16 protein-coding genes are annotated in these 24,437 nt (G+C 64.4%); 6 read left to right on the top strand and 10 right to left on the bottom strand.

The features are described 5' to 3' along the window. Positions 1 to 116: 116 nt before the first annotated feature. From ABWW33_RS01985 to ABWW33_RS01970, 4 genes are read left to right on the top strand one after another with little or no spacing between them, the layout of a single operon-like run. Entirely contained in the window at positions 117 to 1,265 is a 1,149-nt protein-coding gene (locus ABWW33_RS01985) for a pyridoxal phosphate-dependent aminotransferase (protein WP_353398287.1), read from the top strand. Positions 1,266 to 1,273: 8 nt separating this feature from the next. Next, entirely contained in the window at positions 1,274 to 3,487 is a 2,214-nt protein-coding gene (locus ABWW33_RS01980) for a hybrid sensor histidine kinase/response regulator (RefSeq protein ID WP_353398284.1), read from the top strand. Between the two features lie 54 nt (positions 3,488 to 3,541). Next, positions 3,542 to 4,450, top strand: a complete 909-nt coding sequence (locus tag ABWW33_RS01975) for a substrate-binding periplasmic protein (RefSeq protein ID WP_353398282.1) — start codon at positions 3,542 to 3,544, stop codon at positions 4,448 to 4,450. A gap of 44 nt (positions 4,451 to 4,494) precedes the next feature. Next, a complete protein-coding gene (locus tag ABWW33_RS01970; protein ID WP_353398279.1) occupies positions 4,495 to 5,253 on the top strand; it encodes a substrate-binding periplasmic protein in 759 nt (252 codons plus the stop codon). A 17-nt stretch (positions 5,254 to 5,270) separates the two neighbouring features. Here ABWW33_RS01970 and ABWW33_RS01965 read toward each other — a convergent pair whose 3' ends face one another. The 4 genes from ABWW33_RS01965 to ABWW33_RS01950 all read right to left on the bottom strand — a co-directional run bounded on the left by ABWW33_RS01965 (position 5,271) and on the right by ABWW33_RS01950 (position 10,583). Further along, a complete protein-coding gene (locus ABWW33_RS01965) occupies positions 5,271 to 6,047 on the bottom strand; it encodes a substrate-binding periplasmic protein (RefSeq protein ID WP_353398277.1) in 777 nt (258 codons plus the stop codon). A 75-nt stretch (positions 6,048 to 6,122) separates the two neighbouring features. Then, positions 6,123 to 7,703, bottom strand: coding sequence for a GH39 family glycosyl hydrolase (locus tag ABWW33_RS01960; RefSeq protein WP_353398275.1), 1,581 nt, complete (start codon positions 7,701 to 7,703; stop codon positions 6,123 to 6,125). Between the two features lie 218 nt (positions 7,704 to 7,921). Then, entirely contained in the window at positions 7,922 to 9,133 is a 1,212-nt protein-coding gene (locus ABWW33_RS01955) for a XylR family transcriptional regulator (protein WP_353398272.1), read from the bottom strand. Positions 9,134 to 9,446: 313 nt separating this feature from the next. Further along, positions 9,447 to 10,583 (bottom strand): helix-turn-helix domain-containing protein, encoded by a 1,137-nt coding sequence (locus ABWW33_RS01950; protein WP_353398269.1) that lies wholly within the window; start codon positions 10,581 to 10,583, stop codon positions 9,447 to 9,449. 353 nt (positions 10,584 to 10,936) lie between these two features. Here ABWW33_RS01950 and ABWW33_RS01945 point away from each other — a divergent pair, with 353 nt between their 5' ends. Beyond that, entirely contained in the window at positions 10,937 to 13,075 is a 2,139-nt protein-coding gene (locus ABWW33_RS01945; protein WP_353398267.1) for a beta-galactosidase, read from the top strand. A 55-nt stretch (positions 13,076 to 13,130) separates the two neighbouring features. Then, on the top strand, positions 13,131 to 14,807 hold the full coding sequence (locus ABWW33_RS01940) for a sodium:solute symporter family transporter (protein ID WP_176650538.1): 1,677 nt from the start codon (positions 13,131 to 13,133) through the stop codon (positions 14,805 to 14,807). 115 nt (positions 14,808 to 14,922) lie between these two features. Here ABWW33_RS01940 and ABWW33_RS01935 read toward each other — a convergent pair whose 3' ends face one another. The 6 genes from ABWW33_RS01935 to ABWW33_RS01910 form a co-directional block, all read right to left on the bottom strand. Beyond that, on the bottom strand, positions 14,923 to 15,903 hold the full coding sequence (locus ABWW33_RS01935; protein ID WP_353398264.1) for a hypothetical protein: 981 nt from the start codon (positions 15,901 to 15,903) through the stop codon (positions 14,923 to 14,925). Between the two features lie 239 nt (positions 15,904 to 16,142). Continuing rightward, on the bottom strand, positions 16,143 to 19,262 hold the full coding sequence (locus tag ABWW33_RS01930) for a TonB-dependent receptor (protein WP_353398261.1): 3,120 nt from the start codon (positions 19,260 to 19,262) through the stop codon (positions 16,143 to 16,145). 91 nt (positions 19,263 to 19,353) lie between these two features. Beyond that, the gene (locus ABWW33_RS01925) at positions 19,354 to 20,628 is read right to left on the bottom strand and encodes a hypothetical protein (protein ID WP_353398258.1); all 1,275 of its coding nucleotides are present in this window, start codon (positions 20,626 to 20,628) and stop codon (positions 19,354 to 19,356) included. A gap of 263 nt (positions 20,629 to 20,891) precedes the next feature. Next, the gene (locus tag ABWW33_RS01920; RefSeq protein WP_353399216.1) at positions 20,892 to 21,836 is read right to left on the bottom strand and encodes an ABC transporter substrate-binding protein; all 945 of its coding nucleotides are present in this window, start codon (positions 21,834 to 21,836) and stop codon (positions 20,892 to 20,894) included. A gap of 50 nt (positions 21,837 to 21,886) precedes the next feature. Next, a complete protein-coding gene (locus tag ABWW33_RS01915) occupies positions 21,887 to 22,870 on the bottom strand; it encodes an ABC transporter permease (protein ID WP_176650532.1) in 984 nt (327 codons plus the stop codon). A 4-nt stretch (positions 22,871 to 22,874) separates the two neighbouring features. Further along, positions 22,875 to 24,431, bottom strand: a complete 1,557-nt coding sequence (locus ABWW33_RS01910; protein WP_353398254.1) for a sugar ABC transporter ATP-binding protein — start codon at positions 24,429 to 24,431, stop codon at positions 22,875 to 22,877. Positions 24,432 to 24,437 lie beyond the last annotated feature (6 nt).

Genomic DNA, 24,437 nt, shown 5'->3' with positions numbered 1-24,437 from the left:
TCTTTGGTTAGTCTGGCAAGGATACCATTTGGCAAGTTTCTCCGCCATGCGTGCGTGCCTTCTTGCGCAACTGAAGTAAAATGAAAAATCGAAACATTTGCCCCATAGATACTAGTATGGAAATCTCCCAACGCATCTCCCGCTCCAGGCCACTTGCCACCACGGCCATGCACGGCAGGGTCGATGCGATGAAGGCGCGCGGCGACGACGTCATCGATTTTTCCATCGCGATTTCGCATTTCCAGGCGCCGCCGTCGGTGCTGCAGGCGGTGCGCGACGGCCTGCAGGGGCCATCGCCATACACCACGGTGGCCGGCGACGGCCAGATCCGCGCCCGCCTGGCGGCCAAGGTGACGCGGGAAAACGGCATCGACGCCGCGCCGGCGGAAATCCTGGTCACCAACGGGGCAAAGCAGGCGCTGTACCAGGCGCTGTACGTGCTGGCCGATCCCGGCGACAAGGTGATCATCTTCAAGCCGCACTGGCCGGCCTATGTCGCCACCTGCAAGCTGCTGGGGCTGGAGCCGGTGCTGGTCGACCTGCCCGCCACGATCACCGCCGAACTGCTGGACCGGCTGCCGGCGGCCCGCATCCTGATCGTCAACAATCCGCACAACCCGACCGGCGCCGTGCTGACGGCGGCCGAGACCGATTGCATCGCCGCCTGGCTGCGCCGCACCGGCACCAGCGCCATCGTCGATGAAAGCTATGAAAAGCTGATCTTCGACGGCGGCCATGCCAGCCTGGCCGCGCGGCCGGACTGGCGCGAGACCGGCATCGTCACCATCTATTCGGCGTCGCAATGCTACGCGATGATGGGCTGGCGCGCCGGCTTCGCGGTGGCGCCGGCGCACGTGGTGACGGCGATGGAAACGCTGCAGGGGCCGATCACCGCCGCCGCGCCCATGCTGATCCAGCTGGCGCTGGCGGCCGCGTTTGAAAGCGGCGCCCCCACCGCCATGCTGGCCGACTACCGCCGGCGCCGCGACCTGGTGCTGGACCTGGTGCACGGCCTGCCGTGGCTGACGATGCGCCGCCCCGCCTCCGGCCCCTACCTGTGGGCCGACATCAGCCCGCTGACCACCGACACCCACGCCTTTGCCGAGCAGTTGCTGGCCGAATGCGCGGTGGCGGTGATGCCGGGCGAAGCGCTGGGCTGTCCGGGCTTTATCCGCCTCGGCTATATTGCGGCCGACACCGCCACGCTGCGCCGCGGCGTGCGGGCGATCATCGGCTTCGGCAATCAACGCTACCGGGCCCGATAATCCAGCGCATGGCTTTTCTCCTCTTTCAACTCAACAGCCTGCGCAGCCGGCTGATCCTGCTGGTGGCGCTGGCGATCGCGCCGATCGCGGTGATGACCGTCATCGGCGGCGTGCGCGAACGCGAACACGCGATCGAAGTGGCGGAGGAAAACCTGCAGCGCCTGACCAACCTGGCCGCCGCCAACGAGGCGCAATCGATCGAGGGCGCGCGCCAGATCCTTCGCGACGTCGCCAGCATTCCCGACCTGACGGGCGACCAGCAGCATTGCAGCCGCCTGCTGGCCAACCTGCAGCAGCAGAATCCGGACTACGCCAACTTCGGCCTGATCCAGCTCAACGGCGACGTCACCTGCAGCGCCATCCCGTCGGTCACCCTGATCAACCTGGCGGACCGCTCGCACTTCCGCCGCGCCGTGCACCTGCGCCGCTTCGTCGCCGGCGGCTACGTGTTCGGCCGCGTGATCCAGAAGCACACCGTCAACCTGACCTACCCGCTGCTGGGCGAAGGCAACCAGGTCAAGGCGGTGGTGTTCGCCGCGCTGGACTTGACCAAGCTGGACCGCTTTGTCGCCGACATCAAGCTGCCGCCCAATTCGCTGCTGCTGACGGCAGATTCCGAAGGCCGCATCATTTCGCGCAAGCCCAACCCCGAGCAATGGTTCGGCCAGATGGTGTGGCCGGAGATGCGCTCGGCCATGGCCGGCGAACCGGGCAAGCCGGTGCTGCTGACCGGCCCGGACGGCATCGAGCGGCTGCACCGCTTTGCCCGCGTCGGCAACAACGGCCTGTCCGACTACACGGTCACCATCGGCATCCCGGTCGAGGACGTCACGGCGGTGGCCCGCCACGACCAGCGGCTGGACTTGATGGCGCTGGCCGCCACGCTGGCGCTGGCGCTGCTGGCGGCCTGGTTTGTCGGCGACGTGCTGGTGCTGCGCCGGGTCAAGCGGCTGGCCATCACCGCCAACCGCATCGCCTCGGGCACGCTGGAGGCGCGCAGCGGCATCAGCTACGGCAACGAGGAGATCAGCGAGCTGGCGCGGGCGCTGGACGCCATGGCCGCCGCCCTGCAGGACAAGGAACTGCAGCACCTGAACGCCGAGCGCCTGCTGCGCCTGGCCGACCAGCGCAAGGACGAGTTCCTGGCGATGCTGGCGCACGAACTGCGCAATCCGCTGGCGCCGATCAGCGCCGGCGCCCAGCTGCTGCAAAGCGGCCACGCCAGCGCCGGGGCGGTGGAGCGCACGGCCGCCATCATCGTGCGCCAGGTCAACCACATGACGCGGCTGGTGGACGACCTGCTCGACGTTTCGCGCGTGACGCGCGGGCTGGTGACGCTGACGCGCGTGCAGCTGAACGTGGCCGACATCGTCGCCGATGCGATCGAACAGGCCGACCCGATGATCAGGTCGCGCCAGCACAAGTTCGAGCTGTCGCTGCCGGAGGTGCCGCAGCAGGTCACGGGCGATCACAAGCGGCTGGTGCAGGTGCTGGTCAATGTGCTCAACAACGCCGCCAAGTACACGCCGGCGGGCGGCACCATCAAGCTGGCGGTGCGCGGCGGCGGCGGCCTGGTGCGGCTGGTGGTCAGCGACACCGGCATCGGCATGACGCCGGAGCTGCGCGGCCGCGTGTTCGAACTGTTCGCCCAGGCCGACCGCAATTCCGACCGCTCGCAGGGCGGCCTGGGACTGGGGCTGGCGCTGGTCAAGTCGCTGGTCGAACTGCACGGCGGCACGGTCGCGGTCGACAGCGAGGGCGAGCACAAGGGCAGCACCTTCACCATCACCCTGCCCGGCACGCCGGGCCAGCTGGCGCAAGCCGCCAACGCTGCGGCGGCGCAATCCGGCTTCAAGCTGCGGGTGCTGGTGGTCGACGACAACGTCGACGCCGCGCAGACGCTGCAGCTGCTGCTGGGCGCGTCCGGGCACCAGGTCATCGTCGCGCACACCGCGCTGGAGGCGCTGGAAATGGCGCAGGCATCGGCGCCGCAGCTGTGCCTGCTCGACATCGGCCTGCCCGACATCAGCGGCTATGACCTGGCGCGCAGCCTGCGCGCGCTGCCGGCGACCGCCAAGGCCATGCTGGTGGCCGTGACCGGCTACGGCCGCCGCGCGGACCGCGACCTGGCGGCCGCGGCCGGCTTCGATCATTACTTCGTCAAGCCGGTCGACGTCGACGCGCTGCTGGCGCTGATCGCCAGGCTGGCGCCGACAGATTGACATGCTGTTTCGCATTGTGGGACACTCGATTTGTTTTCATACGGATAGCCCCCGATGCCGCTTCCATTTCACCCTGCCGCAACGGCGCGTTTTCTGCTGGCGCTGCTGACGCTGCCAGGCATCTGCGGCGCCGCCGCTTGCAACGCGGTCTATCCATTGACGCTCGACAGCCGCTATGACTATGACTGGGAGGTGTTGCGCACCGCGCTGGAAAAAACCGCTGCGCCCTATGCCCCCTGCACATTGCGCGCCTCCAAGGTCAGCATGGAAGAGTCGCGCGCCAACGGGGAATTGGCGGCGGCCGGCGGACGCATCAATGTTTTTTCGCGCTCCACCACGCTGGCGCTGGAGCGGCAATTCCTACCGGTGCGCATTCCGGTGGACAAGGGTTTACTCGGCTACCGGCTGCTGCTGGTGCGCGCGGCCGACCTGCCGCGTTTTGCCGAAGTGCGCACGCTGCAAGACCTGCGCGCGCTGCGGGCCGGCCAGGGCAGCAACTGGGCCGACGTCGCCATCCTGCGCGCGGCGGGCATTCCCGTCGTTGAAGGCAACAGCTATGACGGTTTGTTCAGCATGCTCATGGCTCGGCGCTTCGATTACTTTTCACGCGCGCTCGACGAGGCGCTGCGCGAGATCGACGAGCATCGCGCCAGCCATCCGCAGATGGCGCTGGAACCCGGGCTGCTGCTGTATTATCCGCTGCCGCGCTATTTCTTCGTGCGGCGCGACGCCGAGGGAAGGCAGCTGGCGCAACGCATCGCGGCGGGCCTGGAAATCATGATCCGCGACGGCACGCTGGATCAGCTGTTCCAGCGCTACAAGGGCAAGTCGATCGACCAGGCCGATCTGCCTCACCGCCGCCTGATCAAGATCGACAATCCCGGCCTGCCACCGGAAACGCCGCTGTCGCGAAGCGAACTCTGGTATAACCCGCTGAAGAGCGGCGTGCCGGCCTTGCGCTGACGCGCCCGGTATTTTTTAACAATGACAGCATTGGAGTGGTATTGATGTCCCTGGATTCCAGCGTCCGCCGAATTTTCGGACCAGTTTGCAGCCTGGGCATAGTCCTGTGGCCGCTAGTTGCAGGCTCGGCCGAATTGACCGCCTACGCGGAAGAATCGCCGCCCTACCACTACCTGAAAAACGGCGAAGTGACCGGCATCGCCACGGATATCTTGCGGGCCGCCTGCACGCGCGCAAAGATCAGTTGCGACATCCAGATCGTTCCATGGGCCAGAGCCTACGCGCTCACGACGACCACGCCCAATACCTTGATCTTCTCGATAGTCCGGCGGGCGGACCGGGAGAAGAATTTCATCTGGCTGAGCCCCATCGCCACCGAAACCATGTGGGTCTACGGCAGGCGCGACTCGCCCGTGATCAGCTCCCTGTCCCAGCTGAAGACCAAGCGCATAGGCGTGATCAACGGCAGCTCAGCTATCATGGAACTGCGCAACGCCGGCATTCGCGATGCCATTATCGACGTGGCGAATTCCACCGAAGGCAATCTGCGCAAGCTGGAGGCACACCACCTGGACTACATCGTCAGCACCGACACGCGGGTGGACGCGGCCAGGGCCAAATTCGACATGCGCCTGAACCTGGTGAAGGCGACCAGGTTGAGCGAGGTGACCAGCTACTACGCGATCAGTCCCGGATCCGATCCCAAACTGGTGGCCGCCATCAAGTCCGCGCTGGCCGAGGTCGGCTCGAGCGCCGCGCGCGACAAAATCACGTTGAAGTATCTGCCGGCGCCGGCCCGGTAAGCCGCTTTATTCCCCGCTTATTCCCAGTTGCGGGCGATACGTTCCAGCTCGCCGCTTTTTTCCAACGCCTGCAGGGCGGCGCGCAGGCGCTCGACGACGCCGGGGTCCAGGTGTCTGCCGACCACGAAATACAGCGGGCTGCTGGCCATTTCCATCGGCAGTATGCGCACCCTGGCGCCGTAGCCGGTGCGGTTCAGCGTCGCCTGCAGGCCCGGGCTGCGGTGGAAAAACAGCCGGCCTCGGCGGGCCAGCAGTTTTTGCACGTTCAGCTGCGGATTGGCCGCGCTGGCATCGATCAGGCGCACGCCCGCCTTTTCCAGCACCGTCACGCCGGCGAAGCCGCGATTGGCCAGCACCACGCCGTCCGGTTCCAGCTTGCGCACATCGTCCCAACTGGCGATCGAGACCGGATCGTCGACGCGAGCGATCAGGTGATAGCGGATGGTAAACAGCGGCGGACCGACGAACACGTATTTCTTGTCGCGCTCAGGGGAGTGGGACAGGCCGCAGGAGGCGTCCTGCGTGCCGTGGTCGATGGCGGAATAGATGCGCGCCAGCGGCTGCCAGGCTTGATGGCCGCTGAACCTCAGGCTGGGGTCCACGCGTTCGACCGCATTCATGATGTCGATGCAGATACCGACGACCGTCCCGCTGCGTTCGTCGGCCTGGAATTTCGGCTCGGTGCCCACCTGCGCGGCGGTACGCACTTCCGTCGCGGCCATGCCCGCGCCGCCGCACAGCAGGGCCGGCAGCAGCACGCCGAGCTGGCGCAAGCTGATAGACAAGCGTAACAAGGGCGACTCCATGTTTTGGCGCGAGGAAACTCATTATAACCCCGTGCCTGGGTCGCGATGTGGCGAGTGCGGAGCTCAGTCGGCGCGCGTCAAGGTCACCAGCGCGATGTCGTTGCTGCGCATCGGCACGGTGAGAGCGAAAGCGCCGTCCTTGCCGATCCGGACCACGCGGTCGGTCTCCGGCGCATCCTTGGTCAGCGCGTGCAACTGGTCGACCTGGGCCGGCGTCAGCGTCTTCGGCGCGCCCATCTCGATATAGGCCGAGTACGCGTCGTTGGCGCGGAAGCCGCTGCGGCGCACCTGCAGCCGGTACTTGCCCGGCTTGACATGGCTGACCCGCATCGCGACCGGCGCCGACGGCGACGACGGCACGACGCGGCTGTAGAACGGCCGGTTGCTGACCTTCTGCTCCGGCTGCTGGAAGTCCCACACCAGCGCAGCCACCGTGTTGCCATCGGACGTAGCCATCACCTGCGCGTCCTGCACGGGAATCTCATTGCCGCGCAAGGCATGCAGGTATTTATAGGCGAAGTAGGCCGGCTTGCGGATGCCCTGCGGATTCATCAGGCCGAAGCCGCCTTCGAACGGCTTGGACGGCGGTCCCGGTTCTTCGAACAGGTCGGTGTAGGTCCAGTAGCTCATGCCCTGCACCAGGCCCTTGGTGCCCTTCAGCTTGCTGAGGATGTACGGCGAGCTGATGTAGGAATCGTGCACCAGGTCGCGCGGCGTGTAGCTGGTGCTCCACTCGGTGAAATACATCGGCAGCGTCGGAAACTTCGAGGCGGCGATCTGCTCGCGCACGCGGCGCACGTCGCCGATGATGGCGTCCGGCGATGGCGACAGCTTGGTGTCGCCCTCGCCCTTTTCATCGAGGAAGCCGCCGTCGACGCCGTAGGTGTGGGTGGTGACGAAATCGACGGCGGCGCCGCTGCGCGCCACATGGTCGAGGAATTCCGGCACCCAGGCGGCGCCGGCGGTCGACGGTCCGCCCACGCGCAAGGCCGGATCGATCGCCTTGATCGTGTTGGCGGTCAGGTCGTACAGTTCGAAATAGGCTTTCTGGTCGGCGCGCTCCCAGAAGCCGTCCAGGTTGGGCTCGTTCCACACCTCGAAGAACCAGCTGCGCACCTCGGCCTGGCCATAGCGCGCCTCGATGTGCTGCACGAACGCCGCGATCAAGTCCTTCCAGGCATCGGGCTTCGGATGCGAGGTGTTGCCTTGCCAATAGAAGATCTGGTTGTCCGAGGTCGCCATGGCCTTGGGCGTGAAGCCCAGCTCGACGAAGGGTTTGATGTTGCGCGCCAGCATACGGTCGTACAACTGGTCGATCTTGGTCCAGTCGTAGACGGTCTTGCCGTTCTCGACGCGCACGGTGCCCAGCACGTCGTGGAAGATGGCGTGGAAGCGCAGATAGCGGAAGCCCAGCTCGTCGACCGTGGTCCGCAGTTGCGCCATGCTGTCGTCGCGCAGCAGCGTGCCCGGATAGTCCGAGCCGACCGACAGGTCGAAGAAACGATCGAGCGGCTTGCTTGCCTGCGCCGCATCGACGACCACATCGCGCGGCGCCGGCTTGGCGGCATCGGCTGCGTGGGCGGCCGGCAGCGCAAGATAGAGCGACGCGAAAGCCGCCAGGCAGGTGTGCTGGAAATGCTGCATTGTTACAATCTCCTTGTTCTTTCCGGTTGTGGCTGGGATGCTAACACCTTGAATCCGCAAGCAAAATGGGGCGCGGGCCAGTTGTACGATATCGTTCAGCCGCTTGGTGATTTTTATAAAAACCGGAAAAAAGGGGGCAGCAGAAGCTGCCCCCAAAAGTCTGCCGAACCAGGCAGCAAGGAGAACGGTAGCGGCTGATCAGGCGCTCGAGGCGCGATCTATGCCGTCTGATGGTCGGCGTCGCGGACGTCGGCCGGCAACGCTCCGAACACCTGGTCGCGGTAGGCGCGCGGCGTGCAACCAAGTTCGCGCTTGAACACCAGGTGCAGATACTGGGTGGAGGTGAAGCCGCAGGCGAGCGCCACGTCGCCAATGCTGCGTTCGCTTTGCAGGCCGGCCTTGGCCGCATCCAGCTTGTAGCGCAGGATGACGTCGTGCACGCTGCATCCCAGTTCGCGGCGGAAGTAGGCTTCGAGCGACGAGCGGGAAACGCCCACGTATTCGGCCACCTGGTGAGTCTTGATGCCCTGGCAGGCGTACTGGCGGATATAGTGGCAGGCCCGCATCACGTGCGGATGCTTGACCAGCGGGTGCAGGCTGGACGCGCACACCTTGATGCCGGCCGGCGGCACCAGCACCGGGGTGTTGTCCGGGCGTACGCCGTGCAGCATCTGGTCCAGCAGATGGGCGGCGGCCCGGCCCATCTCCTGGGTGCCCTGGATGACGGAACTGAGCGGTATGCGGGTCAGCATGCGCACCAGCGGATCGTTGTCGATGCCGACCAGCGCCACCTGTTCCGGCACCTCGATGCCGGCGATGGTGCAGGCTTGCAGCAGCAGCCGCGCGCGCGCATCCGTGACGGCGATGATGCCTATCGGCTTGGGCAGGCTGTGCAGCCAGGCGATCTGACTCCGGACCGCCTCGTCCCACGACAGCGCACTGGTTTCATGACCACGGAAGATCTCCGCCTCCATATTGTCGTGCTGCATCAGGCTGCTGAAGGCATCCTCCCGCTCCTGCGCCCAGCGATGCTGCTCGGACTTGGGCAGGCTGAACATCGCGAAGCGATGCAGGCCGACGTCGATCAGGTGGTCGTGCGCCACCTTGACAAGATTGAAATTATCCGTCGCCACATAGGGTACGCCGGGCGGATAGTGGTCCAGGCTGGCATACGAGCCGCCCACCCCCACCACCGGAACGGTGCAGCGCGACAAGGCCGCCACCACCGCCGGGTCGTCCATGTCGGCGATGACGCCGTCTCCCTGCCAATGTTCGATGCCGTCCAGGCGCGTGCGGAAATCCTCCTCCAGGAACAATTCCCAGGTCGAGCGCCGGCGTCCCAGATAGGCGGCAATGCCTGAAATGACCTCGCGGTCGAAGGTCTTGTTTGCGTTGAACAGCAACGCGATCCGATGTGTTTTCGTCGTCATAGTCTCCGTCCTTGTCTTTTTTATAATGAAAAACATCGGCGGCACACCTCTTGCGGGGGCCGCCGTCACTGCCTGCGGCGTTACCGTCGTTGCGGCTTGCCGTGCATGTCGTCGATAGCGGCCGCCAGGATCGCGTAGAAAGGAAGGGCAATGCGGGATTTGAAATTATTCATTCGTCAACCCTGGACGGACACCTCAACTGCCTTGCAGCTTAGATGCGTCCGTACTATCGGGGTAACGCTCAGGAGGGAATTACTACCAAAACGAGGGGTGTGTTATTAATTCTGTCGTTAGTGTTAATCATAAAACGACATCACGGCTTGCACGCGCTGCGGAACGCCTTGGGCGTACAGCCGTACTCTTCCTTGAAAAGCTTGTTGAAGTACGACACATTGCCGTAGCCGACCGAGTAAGCGATCTCCGCCACCGTCGCCGCGTCCTTTTCGGCCAGCAACCTGGCCGCTTCGGTCAGGCGCAACTTGTTCAAATAACCACTAAAAGTAAAGCCCAGCTCGGATTTCAGCACATCGTTGACCTTGTTGCGATTGACCCCGGTCTGCTCCACCACGCTTTCCAGGTCCAGCTCCGCGTCGGCATACTTGTTTGCAATCAACTGCAGGATCGCCGTCTTTTCCTTGTCGCGATGCGGCTCCAGAGATAGTTGCTTATACGCTACGAAAGGCAAGTCCTTCTGCAGCTTGCCTTTTACATCATCGATCAGGGCGCGCGTGTGTTGCCGGAAAAACCACAGGCCAAAACCTCCCCATGCGACGCTCAACAGTACGCCCAGCAGCAGCAGATAACGGCGGTCGCGGCCTTCCAGTTCCAGCTCGCTGACTTCGACGTTCGACAGCACGCCGATGGGACTCTGTAACGAGCTGCCGATGGTGATTTTCGGCACCTTGTCGAGTTTATAGGCATGCCGCGACAAGTCCAGGTTCACCATCTGGAACCACCACTGGGGAGTTTCGAGGCGCGTCAGGTCGATCTCGACGCGGGATTCCTGTTCATGACAGGAAAAATACGTCGAAAGCGCCCGGTAATTCAGGTAGTCGGCACTCTTGGATACCCCCTCGAAGGTGATCAGGCTGAGCGACAAGGTATTGGCCGGCGCACACTTAACCCGCAGCGCGATGGAGCTGTAGCGCGACAAATCCACATGGACAGGCTTGCCCTTTCGATCAAGGAAAGATAATTCCGCTGCAACAAAGGGATGCTCGACGGTCTTGGACAGGTTGAAGTCGTAGCGCAGCCGCTGCTGAGCTTCGTGGATGTGGAAGGTCGCGCCGACATTCCAGCTGGACTGGGCTTGCCAAGGCAGAGGACTGTCCTGCACCGGGAAAAGCGAGACTTGTAAATAGCTTTGTCTAAGACAGATGTAAGCAAGGGCCAGGCTTGCAGCGAGAAGGCAAAAGCACCCGCGGAATGCTTTTTTATAGAATTCATGCATGCGGGCGATTCTACCCGCTCGATGTTCCCATTACAACAGTGTGCTGCGGCAAAAAAAGGGCGGCCGCAGCCGCCCAAAGCTACCGGAGAGGCAGTTGGAAAGTACAGATAACACGACGGGCAACGGAAACAGATTGATTGCCCGGGATGTATTTTGGAAGCAGCGCCGGCGCGGCGCAATTGTTAAAAATATCAACCACACACATCAAATTGCGTAAGCGCGCCATGCCGGTGGGAGAGTTGGGACAAATTGTTAATCGCCTCGGCGAATTTCATAATTGCCAGCCTGCCGGGCAAGTCCGCACAATGGCCCACCTGTCATCAAACCAATAAAACTCCCCAGGATGGTCTCGAATGTTTAGAGGACGACTACTTTCATATGCCTTGTCGGGCGTCATCGCCGCCGCGGCGTGCGTGCCGGCCGGCGCTCAGCCGCAGCCGGCCGCGCCGCCGGCATTCCCGACCATCTTGTACGGCGCCGCCTACTATCACGAATACATGCCCTACGACCGGCTGGACAAGGACGTGCGGATGATGAAGGAGGCCGGATTCAATGTGGTCCGCCTGGGGGAATCGACGTGGAGCTTGTGGGAGCCGGAAGACGGCCGCTTCGAGTATGCGTGGATGGACCGCGTCGTCGACGCCATGGGCAAGGCCGGGATCAAGGTCATCATGGGCACCCCGACCTATTCGGTCCCCGCCTGGATGGCCAGGCAGCATCCGGAAATCCTGGCCCGCAAATTCAACGGCGTGCAGAACACCTACGGCATGCGGCAGAACATGAACACCGACGCGCCGGCCTACCGCTACTACGCCGAGCGGCTGATCCGCCGTATCGCCGCGCGCTACAAGGACAACCCGAATGTGATCGGCTGGCAGGTCGACAATGAAACCGGCAGTTACGGCGCCGCCAACGACGACGTGTTCATCCGCTTCCAGCACTATCTGGAAAAGAAATTCGGCACCCCGGAAAACCTCAGCAAGGCCTGGTTCCTGAACTATTGGGGCCAGGATCTGCACAGCTGGACCGACCTGCCCCGTCCCGACGGCGCCCAGAGCACCGGCTACAAGCTGGAATGGTCGCGCTGGGGCCAGATGCGCGTGACCGACTTCCTCACCTGGCAGGCCGGACTGATACGCGAATGCGCGTCGCCGCGCCAGTTCGTCACCCATGATTTCGCCGGCTCCATGCACGCCGACGTCAACGAGGCGGCCGTGGCGCGCGCGCTCGACATGCCGGCCGTCAACATCTATCACTGGGGCCAGCGCGAGTGGTACAACGGCGCCGGGCAAAAGCTGGACGCCGACTTCACCCGCTCGCTCAAGCGCGGCAATTTCCTGGTGACCGAGACCAACGCCCAGACCACGGACTGGTCCTCGTCCTTCCAGTACCCGCCGTACGACGGGCAGTTCCGCGAAGACGTCTACACCCACCTCGCCAACGGCGCCAACATGGTCGAGTACTGGCACTGGTCGTCTATCCACGCCAACCAGGAAACCTACTGGAAAGGCGTGCTGTCGCACGATATGGAGCCGAACCGCGCGTATGCCGAAATGAGCCGCACCGGGCGCGAGTTGCAGAAGATCGGCCCGCGCCTGGTCAACCTGAAGCTGCACAGCGACGTCGCGATCCTGTGGAGCCGCGACTCGCTGAACGCGCTCAACGACATGCCCTTCGCCAAGGAGTCGCAGTGGGGCGGCGGCGGCACCAAGGCCGACTACGGCTCGCTGGTGCGCCAGATCCACCGCTCGCTGTACGAGATGAATATCGGCACCGATTTCGTGTTCCCGGAAACGCAGGATTTCTCCTCCTACAAACTGCTGATCGTGCCGTCGCTGTATGTGGCCGACGACGCGCTGCTGCTGCGCATCGCCGACTATATCCGCAAGGGCGGCCATGTGGTGATGACCTTCAAGAGCGGCTTCACCAACGAGAACGCCGCCGTGCGCTGGACCATGGCGCCGGGGCCGCTGCGCGAAGCGCTGGGCTTCCACTACCAGGAGTTTTCCAACCTGGCCCAGCCGCTGGCATTGAAGGACGACCCTTACCACGCCGGCGCGGACAACAAGGTGCAGCACTGGGCCGAGTTCCTGCAATTGGACAGCGCCAAGGCCCTCGCCTATTACGACCATCCGTTCTTCGGCCAGTGGCCGGCGATCACCTCGAATCAGTACGGCGCCGGCAAGGTGTTTTATGAGGGCACTTATTTGTCCGACAAATTGCAGAAAGCCGTGCTGCAATCGCTGCTGCAGGAACAGGGCCTGACCGGACCGGACCAGCAATTGCCGCAGCAGGTATCCACGCGCTCCGGCGTCAACAGTTTCGGCCGCACCATCCGCTACTATTTCAACTATTCCGGCACGGCGGTCAGCTTCAACTACCGCCACAAGGCCGGCGTCGACCTGCTCGGCTCCCGCCGCGTGGCGCCCGACGATACGCTGACCCTTGGCCCGTGGGATGTGGCGATCATCGAAGAGGATGCCAGCCGATAACGCGTACCGATTCCAACAACAACTTCAGAGACAACTTTTTCATTGTGAGCACTTCATGAGTACTTTTTCAACCATCGACATCATCGTCTTCCTGTTTTATTTCGTCCTGGTGGCCGGCTACGGCATCTGGGTCTACCGCCGCAAGCAGGCCGGCTCCGGCAAGGCCTCGCACGACTACTTCCTGGCCGAGGGCTCGCTGACCTGGTGGGCCATCGGCGCCTCGCTGATCGCCTCCAACATCTCCGCCGAGCAGTTCATCGGCATGAGCGGCTCGGGCTACCGCATCGGCATGGCCATCGCCGTGTATGAGCTGATGGCCGCCGCCACGCTGGTGATCGTGGCCGTGTTCTTCATGCCGGTCTACCTGAAAAACCGCATCTACACGATGCCGCAGTTCCTCGAACAGCGCTACGGCAAGGGCGTGGCCACCACCATGGCGCTGTTCTGGCTGGGCCTGTACGTGGTGGTCAACCTGACCTCGATCCTGTACCTGGGCGCGCTGGCGATCAGCAGCCTGTCCGGCATCGCCCTGCTGCCCTGCATGCTGTTCCTGGCCGTGTTCGCTGCGGTGATCACGCTGGGCGGCATGAAGGTGATCGGCTATACCGACGTGGTGCAGGTCACCTGCCTGGTGGTCGGCGGCCTGGTCACCACCTGGCTGGCGCTCGACCTGGTCGCCGCGCTGGGCAACAAGCACGGCGCGCTGGCCGGCTTCTCGGAACTGTATGCCCATACCCGCGACCACTTCGACATGGTGCTGACGCGCGACAATCCGAACTACATGGACTTGCCGGGCCTGTCCGTGCTGCTGGGCGGCATGTGGATCGTCAACCTGAACTACTGGGGCTGCAACCAGTACATCACCCAGCGCGCGCTGGGCGCCGACCTGCCGACCGCGCGCAAGGGCCTGCTGTTTGCCGCCTTCCTCAAGCTGCTGATGCCGGTCATCGTGGTGTTGCCAGGCATCGCAGCCTATGCGCTGGACAAGTCCGGCGCGCTGGGCGACGCCATGCACGTGGGCGGCGAAGTGAATCCCGACCGCGCCTACCCTATCCTGCTGGGCCTGCTGCCGTCCGGACTGAAGGGCATCGCCTTTGCCGCGCTGACCGCCGCCGTGGTGGCTTCGCTGGCCGGCAAGGCCAACAGTATCGCCACCATCTTCACGCTCGACATCTACACCAAGCTGTTCAACAAGACCGCCAGCGAGCAGCGCATGGTGTGGGTGGGCCGCGTCAGCGTGGTGGTGGCGATGGCCCTGGCCGTGCTGATCGCACCGCTGCTCGGCATCGACAAGAAAGGCGGCTTCCAGTATATCCAGGAATACACCGGCTTCGTCTCGCCTGGCATCCTGGCCATGTTCCTGCTGGGCTTCTTCTGGAAGCGCACCACCTCCGGCGCGGCGATGTTCGCCACCTTCGGCGGGCTGGCCGGCTCCATCGTCCTGAAGTTCCTGCCGACGATGATGGACCTGTCCTTCCTGGCGCCGATCGGCTTCTCCAAGGCCAATGCCGCCGGCGTCTACGAGATTCCCTTCCTGGACCGCATGTTCATCGTGTTCTGGGTGGTGGTGGCCGGCATGGTCGTGATCAGCAAACTGGCGCAGCCCGCGGCAGGCACGGCGCCCCGTCATCTGCAGATCGACCGCACGCTGTTCCGCGTCGACGGCGCGTTTGCCTTCGGCTCGGTGGTCATCTGCGTGCTGCTGGCCAGTATCTACAGCAGCTGGTGGTAAGCACGGTTAGTTCAAGCAAGACAGGCTGCACCTTCTGAGCAACGCCCGATGAATTTCATCGGGCGTTTTGTGTTTCAAGGCGTCACCCAAACTACTTTACTTAGTCGTACGGGGCTCACAGATAGCTGCCAATAATGCCGCTTACCGCCCTGAGCTGGGGTTGATGTTGAATCTGCCGCACCGCCCCCTCCCGATCCCTCAGCTGCTGGGCAACGATCTCTTGCATTCTGCGATACGACACATTATTTGCCTGATCCGGTAATGCGTACCAATACGCCGCTACCGTGCAAGTCGCGGTCGCATGATGACCAACCATTTGAAATCTTTTTTCGTCTTTTCCATACTTGCGATCCAGATAGCTAAAGCAGCCTTGAGAGCCATGCCCCGCAGTGTGCGGTGTGCATGGACCGCTGCGATGGGCAATTCCAATGCAAGTTGTCGACAGCCTCGCCATTAAGCCATGATCTTCCTTGATCGTCCGCAGCACCTTTTGTTCGCCGTGCCAACTCCAGCCGGAGACATCATAACCAAGCCGCACTCCGACGTTCGCATGTGGATCGCGCTCGAAAACATGGATGCAAGGTACGTCGCAAATGTCGGCCGGCATCGCATTACAAAAGCTCTCGGCAGCTTGGTATGTATTGTCGTGCCCGTTGACCCCGATGAAAAACAGCGGCTGCCCGTCCTGAATCGCCAAAGTCACTACGACCACCGCCTCAGGTCTGACGCCCAGGTGTTCGTAATCGTCCTGCGCGGCCTCCATTCCGTCGTTGCGCAGCGCTTGCGCCAGATAGCTCAACACCATGCCTTGCCGACTGGGCACGTTGACACGGCGTTCAAATTCCCATTGGAGTGCCCCCGCTTCATGGGCGGAGGTACGCACCACAGCACGATAAAGATGATTCAGCTGACCGCCTTCTTCAAATAAATCATCGGTACACGTGGTGGTCGCGACGAATTCATCGTTAAACAAATCAAGCCATCGCAGGGTGTCGTGCTTGTGGCATTCAGGGCACGCAGCGTCGATATCTCGCTGAAGATGCACATTTCCTCGGCGAGCAAAGCGATGAGTCGCGCTGCAGGTAACGAATCCCATATATTTTCCGGATCTAATTGTTGGTTAATTAGGCGTCACTGCAGCATCGGTTACTACGACTATATCTTTTTTCTCTTTAATAAATGTTCACAAATTGTCACGCGACCTCCGTCCGTTGCGAGTCCGATTGACAGATGCTGCTCACACCAGGACGGGGCGCTCAGATGAAAAAAGGGGCGGCCGAAGCCGCCCCATAACTACCGGTAAGGTAGGGAGACAAAACTCTCAAGTTGCTCGCGTCAGTAGGAATACCTCAGCGTCATGCGATAGCTGCGTCCAGGCTCGAACCAGGCGCGCCCCATGTTGCCGATGTGCTGCTGCTGCGTCTGCCTGACGACGATGTCGGTCAGGTTGGAGGCCGAGAAGTTGCCGGACAGGTGCTCGCTGAAACGGTAGTCGATGCCGAAGTCCAGCTGGCCGGTCGCCTCCTGCCAGGTCGGCAAGCCCCAGCCCACGTCCTGCGCGCCATTGCGGGCCGGATCGGCGCTGGTGCCGTCCGTACCCTGGGTGCCGTTCACGGTCACGCCCTGCAGGAAGCGTCCGCGCCAGCTGTAGGCCAGCCGCGCCGACAACGGTCCCTTGTCGTACATGAACGTCAGGTTGTAGGCGTTCTTGGACAAGTACATCAGCGGAAGCGAGCTGAACGGCAGTCCGTTGGTGTCGCAACCATACAGGCTCAGGGAGCTGTTGTTGAAAGATCCCGCGGCCGGACAGTACTTCAGGTCGAACGGGTGGTACAGCGTCTGCTTGCTGTCGATGTAGGTATAGTTGGCCGCGATGCCGAAGCCCTTGGCCCAGTCGGGCAGCAAGCGGTCCAAGACCGGCACATGGTCGAGGTAGGTCTGGCCGGCCAGCTCCAGGCCCGTCACCGAACCCTTGGCGGAATTGTCCGGCGCCGTGATCAGGAAGCTTTGCGAATTGCCGGCCAGGTCCTTGTAGCTGCGCGTGTAGGCGCCATACAGGATGATGTCGCGCACGTCCTTGCGGAACACGGCCGCCGTCAGCGACGAGCCGCTGCTCGGATACCACTCGAGCGTCAGGTCGTAGCTGTTGGCGCGGGTCGGCTTGAGGTTGGCATTGCCACGGTCGGTGCCGGTGTAGGTGATGTTGCGCACGCTGCCGCCGGGACCGGTGTTGTCGATGTTCTGGTTCAGCGTGATGTACTCGCTCAGCTCGCCGAAGCCGGGACGGTACATCGACTGCGCGAACGCGAAGCGGGCCTGCAGCTTGTCCGACAGGCTGGCCTTCAGGTTCAGGCTGGGCAGCACGTTGACGTATTGGTGGGTGGCCTCCAGCGGCTCGTTGATCGGGCCGAACTGCGGCACCTCCGGCGGCGTGGTGCTGCCGTAGGTCGGCAGGAACACGGTGTAGCCGTGGGCCGTCGATTCGGTGTGCACCACGCGCACGCCGACATTGCCCTCGACCGGGACGCGCAGGTTGTCGAAGCCGAAGCTGGTCGACACGAACGCGGCCTGGGTCTTCTCGCTCTGGCGGCCGACCTTGGCCGGATCGCCGTCAAAGCTCAGCGGCTTCCAGCTGCTGCCCGCCGTCGAGCAGTCGTTGTTGTTGCCGAACAGCTGGTTGCCGTCCTGGCATTGCAGCTTGAGGATTTGCGTCAGCTGCGCGAAGGAGGCGGGATTGCTCTGGATGAACGCCATGGTCGGCACCACCATGGCCGGCGGCGCGGCGACCTTGCCGTTGAAGAAGTTCGGGAAATTATAGGCCATGGTCGGCACCAGGCTGGCGTAGCGCGGATCGCTGAAGTAACCGAACGTCCCGCGCGACTGCCAGCCCTGCTGGTCGGTGGCGTTGGGCAGCTGGCCCGGCACCGACGTCTGCTTGACGTTCCACGGCTCGGCCAGGCTGGTCCAGCCCGAGCCGCCGCCGTCGACGTGGTTGGCCCGGCGCTCGGTCAACCGCAGGCCGAAGCGCAGGTCGCGCAGCACCGGATGGTCGAACACGTAGCGGGCGTCGGTCTTCCAGGCGTACAGGTCGCCGTCCGCCTTGCTCAGCGACGGCATCATGAAATTCATGTAGTAGTTGGCCGGATTGGCCAGGAAGTCGCGCGCCTTGCTGTCGAAGTTGATCTGGACCGGATTGCTGGACAGGTTCAGGCCCACGCTCGGCACGAAGGTGCCCAGCGTGACCACGTTGCCCAGGCTGCTGTCCCTGGCGTGCACCCACTGCACGTCGTTCTGCACCGTCCAGCTGTCGCTGACGGCCCACTTGAAGTTCCAGGCGATCTCCCGCGTCTGCGAACGGCGCTCGCTGAAGCCGGTGTCGGCCTGGAAGCCCAGGCCGCCGGCGGCGAAGTTGTTCGCGCCCAGGCCGCCCACCGGGTAGGTGTAGGTGCCCGACTGCAGCACGCCATGGCTGTCGAACACGGGATTGAGGATCAGCGACTTGTACGAGTTCTCGACGCCGGTGAAGGTGGCGTTCTCGCTGTCGCCTTCCTTGTAGGCCGAGTGGAAATAGGTCAGGGCCGACTGCATGCCGTTCTTTTTCCACTGCAGCGCGCCGTACACGCCGGCGCGGTCGGTCTTGCTGGTGTTGGTGCGCCACGAGGCGGACTTGGGCGCCCACACGGTCTGGCCGTTGACGATGTCGGTGCGCGGGAAGTAGGCGTCCAGCTGCACCGTGTCATTGTGGGAGTTGGTCTCGTTGGCGGACAGGTCGAGCAAGGCGCCCCATTGCCCGAACGAGTTTTCCCAGCGCTTGGAGACCAGGCCGGACACGCCGGGCGACTTCTTGCTGCCCAGCGCGTTGTAGTTGCCGTTGACCGTGAACGAGAACTTGTCGCCCTTGTAGTCGAACGGCAGCGCGGTGCGCAGGTCCACCTGGCCGCTGACGCCGCCCTCGATCAGGTCGGCCGGCGGATTCTTGTGCACGATCACCGCCGACATCAGCTCGGCCGGCACGTCGCCCCAGCTCAGCTCGCGGCCCGGCCAGCCGGCCGAGAACGACTCGCGCCCGTTCAGCGTGGACGAGCCCCAAGTCAGGCCGCGCACCGAGATGCCGGAGCCCTCCACCGAGAAGTGCTCGGGATCGCCGCGCGAGCGGTTGCGGTCGATGGTCACGCCCACCACGCGCTGCAGCACCTCGGTGATCGACCTGTCGGGCAGCTTGCCGGCTTCCTCGGCAACCACGCCGTCGATGATCTCGTCGGCGTTCTGCTTGAGCTTTTGCGCCGACTGCAGCGATGCGCGCTGGCCGCTGACGATAACCGTCGGGCCCTTGTCGGCGCCTTGTTCGGCGCCGATGACGCCGTTGTCCGTGCTCTGGGCCGCCGCGCCGCCGCAGATCATCACCGCCTGCGCCACAGCCATGGCCAGCGCGGTTTTCTTGAATGGACTCCTCATTTCTTGCTCTCTTCTTCTAATAGGTATCTCGATGGCCCTCCCCGTCGACCGACGGGGTGGGAACAATGGCTAGCCGCTCCGGCGCGCCGGCTTATTGCACCGTGACGGGCGCGGTCAGGGTCAGCTCGGTCGGATAGGTCGGGCTGGAGGCCGACTTGCTCAGCACCGTGACGTTGGTCGACGCGGCCTCGATCTTGATCTTCACGATCGGGTATTTGCTCAGCTCGGTGGCCGGGTCCACCGTCAGGTCGCAGCTCTCGCCGATGCCCGTGAAGCTGGCCAGTTGCACCTCGTACGCGGTGACCGCGGCGCTCTTCGGCGCGAACGTCGTGTTCAGCGCCACGTTGCAGGCGCTGTTGTTGTTGGACGCCTTCCTGGCGAAGTGGCCGAGGACCAGCGTGACCTTGACGTTGTTGGCGCCGCTGCCGAACCATTCGCTGTTTTGTCCCACATTGAGCTTGAGCACCTTCTGCTTGCCGACCTGCACGCCGCCGGTGGTGTCGCCGGTCGAGCTGATGCTGCCCACGCCAGGGGTCAGGAATTCGAGGCCGAAGTAGGCGCCGATACCGCCACCGCCATAGGGATGCTTGGGATCGCCGGTCTGGACCAGGTAGTGGTAGCTGACGCTGCCGCCGTCGGCGCTGAGGCTGGCGCCGCACCAGTTGGCGTCGCTGCACCACCAGCCGTCGATGCTGCTGCCGGCGAAGGTATCGAAGACGCCGCCGTCCGTGGTCGCGGACAGCGAGGCGAAGCCGGACAGGGCCGGCAGCACAGGCGGCGGAGCGTCGCCCACGTCGAACGCGACCACCACCGGTTTCGCCACGTCATAGGTGCCGTCGCCGGCCTGCGACGCGCCGATGTCGCACTCGCCCTTGGACACAAGGGTCAGCCTGGTGCCGCTGACGGTGCAGACGGCCGGCGTGAGGGAGGTCAGGCTGACCGGCAGGCCCGAGTCGGACGAGGCGACCAGCGGGGCCGGGGTCGAGGCCAGCGGCTGGAAGCCGGGCGACGCGAAGGTGATGGTCTGCAGGTGCTTCAGGACCTTGAACAGCTGTTGCGCTCTGGCCGGCGCGTAGGTGCCGTCACCGGCCTGGCTGGCCGTGACCGAGCATTCCCCCACCGCCACCGGCACCAGCTTGCCGTCGGTGACGGTGCAGTTGGCCGGCGTGTTCGAGGCGAAGGTGACGGGCAGTCCGGAGGACGTCGTCGCGACCAGCGGCGCGGGCGCCATCGCCAGGTAGCGCGCGCCCGGGTAAGGAAAATCGACCGACTGGGCGCGGCTTCCCGATGCACCGCCACCGCCGCCGCCGCAGGCGGTCAGCAGCGCGGCGCAGGAAAGCGCCAGCGCAGGCAGCTGCAAGCTCATAGTCTGCCGCCTCATGGAATGTCCCTCTTTGATGTATTTTTTCATGTTGCTTGTCTCGTTATTTGTCATATTGTTTGTCACGTCGCTGGTCACGGCGCTGTCATATTTTTGTTCTTGGAGCGGATGCTATCACCGCCCATCGGCGCATGGCACAGGTGAAACGGCTGTTGATATATATTGCCCAACAGGCTGGCGGTTTTCATACATCGCAAAAAAAAAGGGGCAGCCGAAGCTGCCCCTGGATGCTGTCTTCCGCTCCCGGTTCAGTACAAGACCTTGGCCGCTTCCGGCAGGTCGACATTGGCCTTGGTGACCAGCACCACGCCGGTGGTGACCTGCGGCGGCACCTTCTTCCCTTCGATCACCTTGACCACGGTCGACACGCCGAGCGTGCCCATGGCATAGGTGTCCTGCACCGTGGTGGCGTACAGCGTGCCGCCCTTGACGAAGTCGCGCAGGTCCTGGTTGCCGTCGAAGCCGACCCCCACCACCTTGGCGGCCTTGCCCGACTGCGCCAGCGCGCGTCCCATGCCGACCGCGGTCGGCTCGTTGGCGCCGAAGATCCCCTTCAGGTCGGGGTGCGAGGCCAGCACGTCGATGGTCTGGTTCAGCGCGGTGGCCATCAGCGATTGCGAATAATAGGTGCCGACGATCTTCAGCTGCGAATTCTGCTCGATGTACTTGCGGAAGCCGCCGACCCGCCCCACTTCCGAACCGCTGCCGGCCACATAGGACATGATGGCGATCTTGCCGGTGGTGCCGATCTTGCCGATCAGCGCCCTGGCGCTGGCCGCGCCGGCCGCCTCGTTGTCGGTGGTGACGCTGGACTGGTAGTACTTGGCGCCGGAAGCCGACACCGGCGAATCGATGATCACCACCGGTATCCGCGCCTCCCACGCCTTGCGGATCGCCGGCACCAGCGCGTCCGGATCCGACGGCGCCAGCACGATGCCGGCCACCTTGCGGTTGACCGCGTTCTCCACCATGCTGACCTGGTCGGCGATGGCCGACTCCGAGGCCGGCCCCTGGAAGCTCAGCGTGTAGCCCGGCGCCTGCTGCACGCCGGCCTGCCCGCCCTTGCGCACCACTTGCCAGAAGTTCGAGTTGCTGCTCTTGACGATCATCGCGATTTCCTTGTCGGCCGCGCGCGCCGTTTGCCCCGTCAACGCCAGGGCCAGCGCCAATGCCAACGGCGCGATCTTCGCTATTCGGTTCATGCTCTCCTCACTCTCTGTTTTTTTAATCACGTTGCGGCGCTTCAGCGCCGGTTGCGTCTCTGGTCGATCCATACCGTCAGCAGGATCACCAGTCCGATGATGATCTGCTGGATGAAGCTCGATACCCCGTTCATGTTCAAGCCGTTGCGCAGGATGCCGATCACGAAGGCGCCGATCATGGTGCCGCCGATGCCGCCGATGCCGCCGCTCAGCGAGGTGCCGCCGATCACGGCGCTGGCGATCGCGTCCAGCTCGTACATCACGCCCTCGTTGGGCTGGCCGGTGACCAGGCGCGACATCAGCACGCAGCCGGCCAGCCCTGACAACACGCCCGACAGCACATAGGCCGCCAGCGCCACACGGTCGACCTGCACCCCCGACAAGCGCGCCGCCTCCGAGTTGGAGCCGACCGCGTACAGGTGGCGGCCGAACACGGTGCGCCGCAGCACCAGCGCGGCGGCGACCGCGATGACGATCATCAGCACCACCGGATACGGCACGCCGGGGAACACCACGTCCGGAAACGGCCCGCCGGTGTCGCGCTCGATGCGTCCCAGGGAGCCGTTGCCCAGCGCGCCGAAGGCCTCGCCCAGGCCGGAAATGGCGCGCGCGCCGGTGATCTGCAGCGCCACGCCGCGCGCGATCAGCATCATGCCCAGCGTGGCGATGAAGGGCGGCAGCTTGAGGCGGGTGACCGCCAGGCCGTTGGCCAGCCCGCAGGCGCCGCCGACGGCGACTCCCGCCAGCATGGCGACGCTGGTCGGCATGCCGCCCTGCGCCAGCAACGCCGCCACCACGCCCGACAGCGCCAGCACCGAGCCCGAACTGAGGTCGATGCCGCCGGTGATGATGACGAAGGTGGCCGCCACGCCGAGGTAGGCGATCGAGGTCACCTGCAGCGCCACGCTCATGCCGTTGCCGACCGTGAGGAAGGCGTCGCTGGTGAGCGCGAACACCAAGGCCAGCGCCGCCAGGCTGGCCAGCGCCGCGAACTTCTGTATCAAATCCTTCTGCCTGTCATTCATGTCTCTATTGTCCCGTTTCTGATTCTGATGTGCGCTTCTTGCTGAGCGAGGCGAGATGCATGATCTCTTCTTGTGTCGTGTCGCGGGTGTCGACGACGCCGGTGATCCGGCCTTCATGGAACACCACCACCCGGTCCGTCATGCCCATGATCTCCGGCAGCTCGGAGCTGATCAGCACCACCCCGATGCCGTCGGCCGCCAGCTGGTCGAGCAGGCGGTAGATCGCCAGCTTGGCGCCGACGTCGATGCCGCGCGTGGGCTCGTCGAAGATGATGATCTGCGACTGGCGGAACAGCCATTTGCCGATGGCGATCTTTTGCTGGTTGCCGCCGGACAGGCACTGGGCCAGCTGCGCCGGCGACGGCGTCTTGATGCCGAGCGCCTCGATGTAGCGCGCGGCCGCCGCCTGCTCGGCCGGAAAATCGATCAGGCCCGCGCGCGTGGCCACCGCCGCCATATTGGCCAGCGTCAGGTTGGCGGCCACCGACATGCGGATCGCCAGCCCCTCGCCCTTGCGGTCTTCCGACAGGTAGGCGATGCCGTGGCCGATCGCCTCCGCCGGCGAGCGCACCGTGATCGCGCGTCCGCCCAGTTCGATGGTGCCGCCGTCGAGCGGATCGGCGCCGAACAGCGCGCGCGCCGTCTCGGTGCGGCCGGCTCCCATCAGGCCGGCGAAGCCGAGGATTTCGCCGCGCCGCAGCTCGAAGTCCAGCGGGCCGAACACGCCCTTGCGCTGCAGGCCTCGCACGCGCAGCAGGCAGTCCGTTTGCGGCGCGCGGGTGGCCGGCGGGAAGGTGTCGTCCAGCGCCCTCCCCACCATGCCGGCCACGATGCGCTCGACCGACGTGTCGCGCCACAGCGCGGTCGAGATATAGCGGCCGTCGCGCATGATGGTGACCCGGTCGACGATGTGCTGGAACTCGTCGAGCCGGTGCGAAATGTAGACGATGGCCACGCCATCGCGCTTGAGTTCATGGATGATCTCGAACAGGCGTCCCGTCTCGCTCTCGGTCAGCGAGGACGTGGGCTCGTCCATGATCAGCACTTCGGCGTCGAGCGACAACGCCTTGGCGATTTCCACCATCTGGCGCTGCGCCACCGACAGCGTGCCCACCAGCGCCTGCGGCGCCACGTCCAGCTTGAGCCGCTCGATCAGGCGGGCGGTGTCGGCGCGCATGCGGCGCTGGTCCACCAGCCAGCCCTTGCGCGGCTCGCGCGCGAGGAAGATGTTCTCGGCCACCGACAGGTGCGGCACCAGGTTCAGCTCCTGGTGGATGATGGCGATGCCGGCCGCCTGCGCCGCCACGGTGGAGCTGAAGCGGCAGGCCGCGCCGCGGTGCACGATCTGGCCGGCGTCGGGCTGGTAGACGCCGCTGAGGATCTTCATCAGCGTCGACTTGCCGGCGCCGTTCTCGCCGCACAGCGCGTGCACCTCGCCCTTGAACGCGTCGAAATGCACGTCGTCGAGCGCCACCACGCCGGGAAAGCGCTTGGTGACGCCGCGCACCGACAGCAAGGCCTGCTCCTCGCGCAACGGCGCCTCGGGCAAAATCGCGGGCATGAGCGC

Origin of the sequence: Duganella hordei (genome assembly GCF_040369125.1) — a bacterium.
Classification (GTDB): Bacteria; Pseudomonadota; Gammaproteobacteria; order Burkholderiales; family Burkholderiaceae_D; genus Rugamonas; species Rugamonas hordei.
The sequence above is the reverse complement of the archived record's forward strand: the minus strand, read 5'-3'. Positions and strand labels throughout refer to the sequence as shown.